Source organism: Luteimicrobium sp. NPDC057192 (assembly GCF_042670205.1).
Classification (GTDB): Bacteria; Actinomycetota; Actinomycetes; order Actinomycetales; family Cellulomonadaceae; genus Luteimicrobium.
On sequence record NZ_JBHUWD010000046.1, the window covers coordinates 17,905 to 30,214 of the forward strand.

Consider the following 12,310-nt stretch of genomic DNA (forward strand, 5'->3'; position numbering starts at 1 on the left):
TTCAACCCCTCAAGGAGAATGATGCGAAACATCCGCAGGCGGACCGCCGCCGTGGCGACCCTCGCCACCCTCGCGCTCGCGCTCACCGCGTGCAGCTCGGGTGGCGGCGACGACGACAAGTCGGACGGCACGGGTTCCGGCGCCACCATCGACGACGCCCACTCGAAGGGCGCGATGGCCGACTTCAAGGCCGGCGAGACGTTCAAGGCGTCCGAGCCGGTCGAGTTCTCGATGATGTACCGCGACCACCCGAACTACCCGGTCAAGGACGACTGGTCGATCTTCCAGCAGCTCAAGGCCAACCAGAACGTGAGCTTCAAGCGCACCGACGTGCCGCTCGCCGACTGGGACAACAAGAAGGCGCTGCTCATCGGCGCGGGCGACACCCCCGAGATCGTCTCGGTGACCTACCCCGGCCAGGAGACCCAGTTCGTGTCCGGCGGGCAGCTCCTGCCGGTCTCGAAGTACATCCAGTACATGCCGAACTTCGAGCAGAAGGTCAAGGACTGGGGGCTGCAGGAGGAGCTCGACACGCACCGCCAGGCGGACGGCGAGTACTACATCCTCCCCGGCGTCCGTGAGGTCCCGGACGTGCAGTACTCCGTCGTCGTGAACGACGCGATGTGGAAGAAGGCCGGCATCACGACCGACCCGGCCACGTGGGACGAGTTCGCGCAGGACCTCCAGAAGGTCAAGGACGCCAACGGTCTCCAGTACGCGATGTCCGACCGCTGGACCGACACGACGACGCTCGGCGCGTTCCTCCAGACGGCGTCGGCGGGCTTCAACACGAGCGCGGGCTGGGGCTACTCCAACACGTGGTTCAACCAGGACACCAAGAAGTTCGAGCTGACGGGCACCACCGACAACTACAAGCAGCTCGTCACCTACGCGGCGGGCCTCGTGTCGTCGGGCGTGCTCGACCCCGAGATCACCCAGAACGACGACCAGGCGATCCAGAAGTTCATCTCCGGGAAGTCCGCGGCGATCTCCGGCAACACGCAGGAGATCACGTCGTACCGCACGAAGGTCAAGGACGCCAAGGGCGACATGACCATGCACATGATCACCATCCCCGACGGGCCCGCCGGCAACTACATCGCGAGCGGCCGCCTGTCCTCGGGCCTCATGGTGTCCGCGGACGCCGCGAAGGACCCGCACTTCAAGGCGCTCCTGCAGTACCTCGACTGGCAGTACTACTCGGACGAGGGCATCGAGTTCGCCCAGTGGGGCGTCGAGGGCACGACCTACACCAAGGGGTCGGACGGCGCGCGCACGCTCGCCAAGGACGTCGACTGGAACGGCCTGAACCCGGGCGCGTCGAAGCAGCTCAACGCCGACTTCGGCTACAGCAACGGCGTGTTCCTCCTCGCCAACGGCTCGTCGAAGGACCTCCTCCAGTCCGTGATGTCCGACGAGACGAAGAAGTGGACGAACGACGTCCTCGCCAAGAAGAAGCTGCTCCCGATCGCACCGGCCGCCCAGCTCGACGAGGACGAGCTCGAGCAGACGTCGCTGGTCGACTCGCAGATCAAGGACGCCGTCTACGCGGCGACCGCGAAGTTCATCACCGGTCAGACCCCGCTGAGCGACTGGGACAAGTACGTCACCCAGATCAAGGCTCTCGGCGCCGACCAGCTGATCGACACGTACAACACCGCCTACCAGCGGTCGCAGGACAAGTGACGTCCTGACGTCCCGCACCACCGCACCGTGCCCTGCCGAGCCCCGGAGAACCGTCCCGTGAGCACCGTCGTTCCCTCCGAACCGATCAGCACGCTGTCCGACGCCTGGCGCACCTGCGTGGGCACGGGCCGGTTCAACCTGGCGCTGCGCCAGGACTACCAGGACTCGCTCGCGCTCGTGCAGCGCGAGATCGGCTTCCGGTACGTGCGCGGGCACGGCCTCCTGTCCGACGACGTCGGCGTGCACCGCCCGTACGACGCCGCCGGGCACACGGGGACCCGGTACGCGTTCACGTACGTCGACCAGGTCGTCGACGCGTACCTCACGCTCGGGATCAAGCCCTTCCTCGAGCTGGGGTTCATGCCGTCGGGGCTCGCGTCGGGCGACGACACGGTGTTCTGGTGGAAGGGCAACATCACCCCGCCGCGCGACCACCGCGAGTGGACCGCGCTCGTCCAGGCGGTCCTGCGCCACCTGATCGACCGCTACGGGCTCGACGAGGTCCGCACCTGGCCGGTCGAGGTCTGGAACGAGCCGAACCTCGTGAACTTCTGGAAGGACGCCGACCAGCCCGCCTACTTCCGGCTCTACGAGGAGACGGTCCGCGCCGTCAAGGACGTCGACGCCGACCTGCAGGTCGGCGGCCCGGCGATCTCTCCCGGCGCCGACGACTGGTGGGCGCCGTTCGCCGACTTCGTGGCCGACCGCGAGGTGCCCTGCGACTTCGTGTCCTTCCACGCCTACACGACCGGCCCGGCCCAGCACGTGCCGTTCGGCACCTACCAGACGCTGCGCCGTCCGGAGAGCCTGCTCGAGCAGTTCGGCCGGCCCGCCGAGCTCCTGGCCGGGACGGCGCTCGCGGGCAAGCCCGCGCACGTGACCGAGTTCAACAGCTCGTACCGGCCCGACAACCCGGTCCACGACACCGCGTTCAACGCCGCCTACCTCGCTCCGGTGCTGGCCGGCGGCGGAGACCTCGTCGACTCGTTCTCCTACTGGACGTTCTGCGACGTCTTCGAGGAGGAGAACATCCCCACCTCGATCTTCCACGGCGGCTTCGGGATGCTCGCGCACCGCCAGGTCAAGAAGCCGACCTACCACCTGTACGCGTTCATGGCGCGCATGGGGCGCGACGTCCTCGCGCGCGGCGACGACCACCTCGTGACGCGCGACGCGTCGTCGGGCCGGGTGGCCGTGCTCGCGTGGCAGCCCGTGGGCGGGACCGACGACCCGGCCGAGCCGGAGTCGCACACGCTGCGCCTGTCCGTTCCCGTCGGGGCCGTGGCCGCAGGGCCGGCGCCCGTGACGGCCTACGCCCACCGGTCCGAGGTCGACGACGAGTCGGGCAACGCGTTCACCGCGTGGCAGCGGCTCGGCCGCCCCGCCTCGCCGACGTTCCGCCAGCTCGACACGCTGCACGAGGCCGCCGAGCCCGTGCGCTCGCACGCCTCCCTGCCCGTCGTGGAGGGCCGCGTCGACCTCGTGCTCACGGTGGGTCGCCACGGGGTCACGCTCGTCGAGCTCGACCCCGTCGTCGACGAGACCCCCGCCTGGCTCGACGACGCCCGCATCCTCGGGCGCACCCCGGACGCCGAGGACGCGGGGCTACGGTGACCGCCATGAGCCCCGACGACGACGTCCGCCGCCCCGCGCCCCACGACCGCGACGCGTCCCCCGAGCGCCCGGGACCGCACGTCCCCGGCGACCTCGGGCACGGCGCGCTCGGCCGGCTCACCGCGGTCGTCTACTGGTTCGCCGTCGTCACCGTGCTGCTGGCGCTCGCGTGCGCGCCGACGATCGTCCTGCTGCTCCTGCTCGACCGGTCCTGGAGCAACGTGCTGCTCGGGGCGGTGTTCGCGATCCCGGTCGGTCCGGCGCTCTCCGCCGCGCTCTACACGATGCGAGACCGCGACCGCCTCGGGCGCGACGCCGACGCCGAGCTCGCGCCCGCGCGCTCGTTCGTGCGGGGCTACCGGCTCGGCGCGGCGGACGTGCTCCGCGTGTGGGCGCCCGCACTGGTCGTCCTCGGCATCATCGGGCAGGTCCTCGCGAACGCCGACGCCGCCGGCGTGAGCGGTGCGTACGCCGTCGTGCTCGCGGTCATCGCCGTCGCGGTCCTCACCTGGGCGCTGCACGCCGTCGCGATCGCGACCTTCTTCAACTTCCGCAGCCGCGACGTGGCGCGCCTCGCCGCCTACTACCTGGCCCGGTTCCCCGTCGTCTCGTTCGGCGTCGTGTCGCTCGTGGTCGTCGCGGGCGCCCTCGTCTGGGTGGGCACCGAGGTGCTGCTCGCGCTCGTCGGCGGCATCTGGGTGTGGTTCTGGTACCGCGGCGACCAGCGCCTGCTCGACGACGTCCGCGACCGCTTCACCACCCCCGACAACTGACTGGAGATCTCGTCCCATGACGCTCGCGCCCCCCAAGATCCCGTTCGGCGGCGACTACAACCCCGAGCAGTGGCCCCGCACCGTCTGGGACGAGGACTGGTGGGCGTTCGAGAAGGCGTCGATCGACACGGTGACCCTCGGGGTCTTCGCCTGGTCGTTCCTGCAGCCCGACGAGGACACCTACGACTTCACGCGCCTCGACGAGATCGTCGCGGAGGCCGTCGCGCACGACGCGACGATCGTCCTCGCGACCGCGACCGGTGCGATGCCGCCGTGGCTCGCGCACCGCTACCCGGAGGTCAACAGGACCGACTTCGAGGGCCGCCACCACGTCTACGGGCAGCGGCACAACTTCTGCCCGAGCTCGCCGGTGTTCCGGCGGCTGTCCGTCGCGCTGGCCGGACGGATCGCCGAGCGCTACGCGGGCACCGACGGGCTCGTCGCCTGGCACGTCGGCAACGAGTACGGGGGCGCGTGCTACTGCGACCACTGCGCCGCGGCGTTCCGGGTGTGGCTGCGCGAGCGCTACGGCACGCTCGAGCGCCTCAACGACGCCTGGAACGCGACGTTCTGGTCGCACCTGTTCTCCGACTGGGAGGAGGTCGTGCCGCCGAACGCCCTGAGCGAGCACTGGCGCGGGCCCCACCACACCGCCTTCCAGGGGATCACGCTCGACTACCGCCGGTTCATGTCCGACCAGCTCCTCGCGTGCTACCGGGCCGAGAAGGACGCGATCCGGGCCGTCGACCCCGTGACCCCCGTGACCACCAACTTCATGGGGATCTACCAGCCGATCGACTACCACCGGTGGGCGCCGCACCTCGACCTCGCGTCCTGGGACAACTACCCGCCCGGGATGCGCGAGCACGCGCGCATGGCGCTCGCGCACGACCTCATGCGCGGCCTCAAGGACGGTGCGCCGTTCTGGCTCATGGAGCAGACCCCGACCATCACCGCCTCGCGCGACGTCAACCCGGTCAAGCGGCCCGGTGTCATGCGGCTGTGGACCTGGCAGGCCGTCGCGCACGGCGCCGACGCCGCCCTGTTCTTCCAGATGCGGCAGTCGCGCGGCGCGTGCGAGAAGTACCACGGCGCCGTCCTCGACCACGCGGGCCGGACCGACACCCGGGCCTTCCGCGAGGTCGCCGGGCTCGGCGCCGAGCTCGCGACCCTCGGCGACGCCGTCGTGGGGGCGCGCACGCCGGCCCGCGTCGCGCTGGTGTTCGACTGGGACTCGTGGTGGGCCGTCGAGATGACCGACGGCTTCAACCGGCACGTGTCCTACGTGCAGACCGTGCTGCAGTACTACCGGGCGCTGTGGCAGGCGAACGTCGGTGTCGACGTCGTGCCCGTGACCGCCGACCTGTCCGGGTACGACGTGGTCGTCGCGCCGCTGCTGCACCTGCTCAAGGGCGACGTCGCGGCCCGCCTCGAGGACGTCGCGCGGCGCGGCGGGAGCGTCGTGTCCACGTTCTACGCGGGCCGCGTCGACGAGGACGACAACGCCTACCTCATGGACGCCCCCGGGCCGCTCGGCGCGCTGTTCGGGCTCCGGGTCGACGAGACCGACTCCGCCGAGCCCGGCGTCGCCAACCCCGTCACCCTCCGTTCCCCGGGCTCCGCCGCCGACGACGGCGCGGCGAGCCTGGTCGCGGACGCCGGCCTGGTCTTCGAGGTCGTCGTGCCGCAGGGGGCGGAGGTCGTCGGGACGTACGGCAGCGACTTCTACGCCGGGACGTCCGCGGTCACGCGGAACACGTTCGGGTCGGGCGACGGCTGGTACGTCGCCACGGGTCTCGATGACGCCGGGGTCGGGTGGGTCGTGGGCCAGGTCCTCGACCGGCACCGGCTCGTCGGGCCGTACGCCGACGTGCCGGACCTCGAGGTCGCCGTCCGCGAGCGGGACGGCGTGCGGACCGCGTTCCTCCTGCACCACGGGACCGGGGCCGTCGAGGTCCCGGCGTACACCGCGGGGACCGACCTGCTCACGGGCCGCGAGGTGCGCCGGGGCGACCCGCTGCGGCTGCAGCCGACGGACGTCGTCGTCCTGCGCGAGCGCCCCTGACCCGCGGCAGGACCCGCCGACGCCGGGCGACGGCGGGTCCTGTGCGCGGTGTCAGTGCGGGTAGCGGTTCGCGCCCGGGAAGGCCCCGCCGTCGGCGAGCGGGATGATGGCCGCCGCCTGGAGCGCGGGCGTCTGCATCTCCCAGTCGTCCCAGCCGGGGATGTAGCAGTACCCCGGCCCGGTGTAGGTGTGGGTGTTCGGGTTGATGTGGATGTGCCCGACGACGCAGATCGTCCAGGCCGTGCCGGCGTTGTCGACCACGGTGACGTACGTGTACGCCTGACGCGTGGCCTGGCTCCGTGCGGACGTGTTGACGTAGACCGACTGGGTGAAGTCGGCGGCGTTGACGGCGGCGATCGCGTCGTTGTCCGTGAACCCGGCGGGTCCACCGTTGGGGCACTTCGCGTTCCAAGGCATGATGCTCTCTTCTCTCGCTCGATGGATGGTGGGGGCAGGGCGGGTCAGCCGACGGCGCCGGTGCCGCGCTCGACGGCGCGCGTGGCACCCGGCCACACGCCGAACAGGTCGATGACGATCTGGCCGTTCGGGAACTGGCCGACCGGGGAGGGCCAGCTGAAGTGGTGGCGCTCGTCGCTGAACATGCCCTGGAACGACAGGTCGAGGGTGAGACCGGTGGCGCCGACCGGGATGCTGTTCATCATGGTCGTGCGTCCGCCCGAGACCTGGGCGCTCGTCTTGAGCACCTGGCCGTTGACGGTGTACGTCGCGGTGGCGTCCACGATGTACGTGCCGCCGTGCGAGTCGTCCAGGAGGATCGAGATCCCGGACAGGTTGTTGACCCACCCGAGGACGGGCGTCTGACCGACGAACGACGCGAACTGGTAGGCGATCGGCATGAGGTCGGTCGCGACGACGTTCGCCTCGGCGGGCCAGAGGTGCTGCTCGAACGCCGCGCTCGCCTTGGTCTGGGCGTACGACCCCTTCGCGTCGCCGCCCGCGTTGCCGGCCATCGTGTTCGTCGCGCCCACGGACCCGGTGATGGAGAACGAGGAGTTCTGCGACTGCGCTCCCAGGTTGAGGCCGCTGACGGCCATGAGGGCCTGGGTGATGACGCCGAAGCCCTGGGTGATCTGCCCGTTCTGGTACATCCCCGCGTTCTTGGCCTGCTGGACCAGCCAGTCGTTGTTCGCCGCGAGCTGGGTCAGGGGCGAGGTGAGGTACGCCTGGTTCGCGAGCAGGAACGTCGAGCTGAGCGATCCTTCGTGCCCGAACTTCCAGGTCATCTCGAGCCCCGCGTCGACCTTCGTCCCCGTGTCGGGGTCGGTGACCGAGCCGTTGAGGTTCACGGACGCCGACGACTGGGTGACGTCGGACGACTGCACCTTCCACTCGTTCGACGGCGAGGTCGTGGTGGCGACGTCCGCGTCCGGGAGCGTGGAGACGTACTGGAAGGCGCCGGTCGTCGGGGTCACGATCCCGACGGCGCCGGCGGCGACCTGTGCGTCGAGGCTCCAGTTGCCCCAGTACGACGGTTGCGTGTTGCGGAGCATCTGGGTGAATCCCAGGTTCCAGTTGGTGTTCATCGGTTCCCCCTTGCTGGGTGAGGTCGGCGCGCTCGGGCGCCTCGGACCTCCCAGTGGAGCGGGGCAGGCGCACGGCCCGGCGGGGTCCGCCGTCGGGTCGGCGTGCTCGTCGGGGCGCGCCCCCGCACGGCGTCCGCGCGTCCGCGTCGGGACGCACGCGCCGGGCTGCACGACGGCGTCGTCGGGACGTCGCCCGTGCGTCGGCCCGCAGGATCCCGCGGTTCCCGTGCCGCGCCTGCCACGCCGGAACGGGCCGGCGGGAATCCGCACGGCGGAACCGGACGCCCGCGCACCCGTCCGACGATCGGTGTCAGCGGCGTGTCGCCGGGGCGCACCGCGCACCCGGTCGGGCGAGTACGGTCCCGCGGCAGGAGGTGACCGCGCCGAGGTCGTCGACCGCCGGATCCGCCGGTGCCCGCGGCGGTCTCGCGTGACACGCCCGCACGACGAACTCACGCGAGGCCGCGCGGGTCGCGCCTAGCATGCGGTTATGCGTCCTGAGCCCGCTCGTGACCTTGGCGCCGCCCCGGCGATCCGGTCCGAGTGAGCCCCGACGGACACCTGGGAGCCCGGCTCGAGCTCCGGCTCATCGGTCCCTTCCAGGTGCGGGTCGAGGGGCGCGTGCGTCTCCTGCCGCACAGCGTCGAGCGCGTGCTCGCCCTGGTCGCGCTCGTCGGGCCCCTCGCGCGGTCTCACGCGAGCGCGCTCCTGTGGCCCGACGCGGCCCCGTCGCGGGCCGGGGCGAACCTCCGAGCGGCGCTGTCGCGGCTCGCGGACGTCGCCGCCGGCTTCGTGCACGTCTCCGGGGAGGTGCTGGCGCTCGCCGAGGAGGCGACGCTCGACCTCGAGACCGCGCTCGCGTGGATCAACGCGACCATCTACGACACGACGTTCCCCGCGACGAGCGCGCCGCCGTCGTGGATCGGGCGCACGCTCCTGCCCGGGTGGGAGGACCGCTGGCTCGAAGCCCCCAACGAGCGGCTCCAGATGCTCGAGGCGCAGGCGCTCGCGACCGCGGCCGAGCAGCTGCTCGCCGCCGGGCACCCGGACGAGGCACTCCCGTACGCGCTCGCCGCGGTCGACGTGCAGCCGTGGTCGGAGAGCGCGAACCGACTCACGGTGGAGATCCACGCGCGCCGTGGCGACCCGAGCAACGCGCTCCGGCACTACCGGCGGTTCCGCCGCGTCCTCGAGGAGGAGCTCGGCGTCGAGCCCGGCCCCGACATCCGGGCGGCGATCCGTCAGCTGTACCCGTTCGGGAACCCGCTCGTCGAGTCCGAGGCGCGCCCGCCGCTGGCGTAGCGGCGGGCCGCCTCGGTCCGCCCGAACCCGTCAGTACAGCGGCCCGCCCCGCTCGTCCGGCACGCCGGAGTGTCGCCAGAAGTAGGTGCGCACCTGGTCGCGCCACTCGCCCGCGCTGCGGACCTGCTCGGCCAGCAGCGTGCGCACGCGGTCGAACAGGTCGGGCTCGACGAGCCCGCGGGCGTCCTCCCAGCGCCGCGCCATCTCCTCGGTGCGCGCGGCGCCGTCGGTGTGGGTGTCGTAGACGTGCTGGACGACCGTCTTTCCCGAGCGGAGCACGTGCGTGTACGGCACGTGGTGGAAGAACAGGAGCAGGTCGTCCGGGCAGGTGTCGAGCGACTCGTACGTCGAGGCCCACGGCTCCGGGTACTGCGCGCTGTAGCCGGTGCCCGACGCGCGGGTCCGGTCGACGCCGATGCCGTCGCGGTCCGCGAAGTGGTACGTGCCCCAGGGGGAGTACTCGTAGAAGTCCACGCCCGGCCCGTAGTGCCCCGGTCCGACCATGAAGCACACCCCGAGCGGGGCGGTGTACTGCTCGTAGGTCGCACGCGACCCGAGCAAGAGGTCGCGCAGGACGTCCCGCACGCGCGGGTCCGCGCCGGGAAACGTGAGCCCGACCCACTCGTCGAGCAGGTCCTCCGGCGAGAGCGTCGGGTCCCAGGCGAGCCGCCCGAAGCCGTACAGGTTCGCCTGGGCGAGCGGGTGCCCGGTCCAGAACCGGTCGTCACCGACGTTCGACACGGCGACGACGTCCCGCGCGACGTCGGACACCGTCCGGCCGTCGGCCCACGGCTCCCAGCCGAGGATCTCGGACCACTGCTCCGGGAGGTAGTACACGTGCTTCTGCTGGCCCGTGTACTCCTGGGTGACCTGGAGCTCGAGCGCCAGGTGCGTCTGCGGCATCGCGGCCAGCATCGGGGAGATCGGCTCGCGCACCTGGAAGTCGAGCGGCCCGAACTTCACCTGCACGACGACGTTCTCGTCGAACTTCCCGTCGAGCGGCGTGAAGTGGTCGTAGGCCGCGCGGGCGCGGTCGGTCTTGCGGTCGCGCCAGTCCTGGTGGTGGTTGTACACGAACGCCCGCCAGTGGACCGTGCCGCCGTACGGGGCCAGGGCCCGCGCGAGCACGTTGGCGCCGTCGGCGTGGTCGCGCCCGTACGCGAACGGCCCCGGCTGTCCCTCCGAGTCGGCCTTGACGACGAACCCGCCGAAGTCGGGGATCGCGTCGTAGACGCGGGCGACCGCGTCGGCCCACCAGTCCGCGACGGCGGGCTCGAGCGGGTCGCACGTCCCCAGGCCGCCGAGCGTCATCGGCGCCGCGAAGCTCACCGCCAGGTGGACCCGGACGCCCCACGGGCGGAACGCGTCCGCGAGCCGGACGACGTCGCCCAGCCGGTCCGTGAGCAGCCGCGCCTCGGTGCGGTGCACGTTGACGTTGTTCACGGCCACGCGGTTCACGCCCGACGCCGCGAGCAGCCGCGCGTACGCGCCGACCCGGGTCAGGTCGTCGCGGACCGCGCCGGCCGCGTAGAAGATCGATCCGCCCGCGTACCCGCGCTCGACCTGGCCCATGACGTCGTGGACGTCGACGTTGTCCCAGTGGTCGAGCATGCGCACCGCGTGCGCGGGGGCGTGCGTGCTCGCCGGGAGAGCGTCGTCGAACGCGCGCTCGCCGAGCCGCACCACGTGGAAGAACGCGTAGAGGAGCCCGGCCTCGTCGCCGGCGGTGACGCGCGTCGTGCCGTCCTGCCGGGCGATCGCGAAGCCCTCCGGGGGCAGGCCGGCGTCGGGGTCGACCGCGAGGACGAGGTCGGCGCCGGCGTCGGCGCGGGCGTCGGCGAGCCGGCCGCCGGACCGCTCGACGGCGGCGCGGACCTCCGCGACGACCGTCGCCGCGAGCCCGGCGGCGTCGTCGGCGCTCGCGTCCACCACGATGACCCGGCGGCCCAGCGGCGCGAACGCGTCGTCGGGCAGCCAGGCGGTGTGCCAGGGTTGCGTGCTCACCAGTCGTGCACCGTCCCGTCCTTGAGGCGGTTCACCGGCAGGTACGCCGGCTGGTACGCGTAGGTGTCGGCCGCGGCGTCGTCGTACGTGACGCCCAGGCCGGGCTGCTCGCCGGGGTGCAGCAGGCCGTCCGTGAACGTGAAGGTCTGCTGGAAGACCTCGTTCGTGCGGGCGCCGTGCTGCATGTACTCCTGGATCCCGAAGTTGTGGATCGCGAGGTCGAGGTGCAGCGCGGCGGCCATCCCGACGGGCGAGATGTCGGTCGGCCCGTGGATGCCGGACTTGATCTGGTACTGGGCCGCGAAGTCGAGGATCTTGCGCAGCGCCGTGATGCCGCCCGTGTGCGTGACGGCGGACCGGACGTAGTCGATGAGCTGCTCGCGGATGATCGTCTGGTAGTCCCAGACGGTGTTGAAGACCTCGCCGATGGCGAGCGGCGTCGTCGTGTGCTGGCGGACGAGGCGCAGGGCCTCCTGGTTCTCGGCGGGCGTGCAGTCCTCGAGCCAGAACAGGTCGTAGGGCTCGAGCGCCTTGCCGAGCTTCGCGGCCTGGATCGGGGTCATGCGGTGGTGGCCGTCGTGCAGGAGCGGGAGCTCGGGGCCGAACTCGTTGCGGACCGCCTCGAACACGCCGGGGACGTGCCGCAGGTAGGAGCGGGTGTCCCAGTCCTCCTCGGCGGGGACGATCGTGCGCTGGGCCGGCTCGTAGTCGTAGCGCGCACCCGTCGACGTCCGCTGCGCCGCGACGCCGTAGACCGCGTTGAGGCCGGGCACCGACGTCTGCACGCGGATCGCCTGGAAGCCCTCGTCGAGGTGGTGGCGGATCGAGTCGAAGAGCTCGGGCAGGTCGCGGCCGGACGCGTGGCCGTAGGCGAGCGCTCCCGTCCGGGACGCGCCGCCGAGGAGCTGGTAGAGCGGCAGGCCCGCGACCTTGGCCTTGATGTCCCACAGCGCGACGTCGACGGCGGCGATCGCGGCCATCGTCACCGGGCCGCGGCGCCAGTACGCCCCGCGGTACAGGTACTGCCAGGTGTCCTCGATCCGGTGCGCGTCCCGCCCGATCAGCAGCGGCGCGACGTGGTCCTTGAGGTAGGACGCGACCGAGAGCTCACGCCCGTTGAGCGTCGCGTCCCCGAGCCCGACGACGCCGTCCTCGGTGGTCAGGCGCAGCGTGACGAAGTTGCGGTCGGGGCTGGTGACGAGCACCTCGACGGTGCGGATGGCGGTGCCGGTGGTCATGCGTTCTCCAGACGGTGTGCGACGGCATCTCTCCCGCTGAGTGCGTAGTTCTTGTGCGACACGCCGGGCGGGTCGCACAAGAAC

At 71.8% G+C, this 12,310-nt stretch carries 9 protein-coding genes; 5 read left to right on the forward strand and 4 right to left on the reverse strand.

All coding sequences use genetic code 11. The features are described 5' to 3' along the window. The first annotated feature begins 21 nt into the window (after positions 1 to 21). The 4 genes from ACFT5B_RS17725 to ACFT5B_RS17740 are packed head-to-tail and all read left to right on the forward strand — an operon-like array spanning position 22 to position 6,138. On the forward strand, positions 22 to 1,686 hold the full coding sequence (locus tag ACFT5B_RS17725; RefSeq protein ID WP_386800499.1) for an extracellular solute-binding protein: 1,665 nt from the start codon (positions 22 to 24) through the stop codon (positions 1,684 to 1,686). A 57-nt stretch (positions 1,687 to 1,743) separates the two neighbouring features. Next, the gene (locus tag ACFT5B_RS17730; RefSeq protein WP_386800500.1) at positions 1,744 to 3,300 is read left to right on the forward strand and encodes a xylan 1,4-beta-xylosidase; all 1,557 of its coding nucleotides are present in this window, start codon (positions 1,744 to 1,746) and stop codon (positions 3,298 to 3,300) included. A gap of 5 nt (positions 3,301 to 3,305) precedes the next feature. Beyond that, the gene (locus tag ACFT5B_RS17735; RefSeq protein ID WP_386800501.1) at positions 3,306 to 4,073 is read left to right on the forward strand and encodes a glycosyltransferase; all 768 of its coding nucleotides are present in this window, start codon (positions 3,306 to 3,308) and stop codon (positions 4,071 to 4,073) included. A 16-nt stretch (positions 4,074 to 4,089) separates the two neighbouring features. Then, on the forward strand, positions 4,090 to 6,138 hold the full coding sequence (locus tag ACFT5B_RS17740) for a beta-galactosidase (protein ID WP_386800502.1): 2,049 nt from the start codon (positions 4,090 to 4,092) through the stop codon (positions 6,136 to 6,138). 51 nt (positions 6,139 to 6,189) lie between these two features. Here the strand turns inward: ACFT5B_RS17740 and ACFT5B_RS17745 are convergent, their stop codons facing one another. Beyond that, positions 6,190 to 6,555 (reverse strand): hypothetical protein, encoded by a 366-nt coding sequence (locus ACFT5B_RS17745; protein WP_386800503.1) that lies wholly within the window; start codon positions 6,553 to 6,555, stop codon positions 6,190 to 6,192. Between the two features lie 44 nt (positions 6,556 to 6,599). Further along, positions 6,600 to 7,682 (reverse strand): hypothetical protein, encoded by a 1,083-nt coding sequence (locus ACFT5B_RS17750; protein WP_386800504.1) that lies wholly within the window; start codon positions 7,680 to 7,682, stop codon positions 6,600 to 6,602. Between the two features lie 543 nt (positions 7,683 to 8,225). Here ACFT5B_RS17750 and ACFT5B_RS17755 point away from each other — a divergent pair. Continuing rightward, the gene (locus ACFT5B_RS17755; RefSeq protein ID WP_386800505.1) at positions 8,226 to 8,984 is read left to right on the forward strand and encodes a BTAD domain-containing putative transcriptional regulator; all 759 of its coding nucleotides are present in this window, start codon (positions 8,226 to 8,228) and stop codon (positions 8,982 to 8,984) included. 30 nt (positions 8,985 to 9,014) lie between these two features. Here the strand turns inward: ACFT5B_RS17755 and ACFT5B_RS17760 are convergent, their stop codons facing one another. Both ACFT5B_RS17760 and manD read right to left on the reverse strand, forming a co-directional pair. Next, a complete protein-coding gene (locus ACFT5B_RS17760) occupies positions 9,015 to 10,988 on the reverse strand; it encodes an alpha-glucuronidase (protein WP_386800506.1) in 1,974 nt (657 codons plus the stop codon). Next, complete coding sequence (gene manD / locus ACFT5B_RS17765) at positions 10,985 to 12,226, reverse strand: D-mannonate dehydratase ManD (RefSeq protein WP_386800507.1); 1,242 nt, start codon at positions 12,224 to 12,226, stop codon at positions 10,985 to 10,987. The genes ACFT5B_RS17760 and manD overlap by 4 nt, the downstream gene beginning before the upstream one ends. Between the last annotated feature and the right edge of the window lie 84 nt (positions 12,227 to 12,310).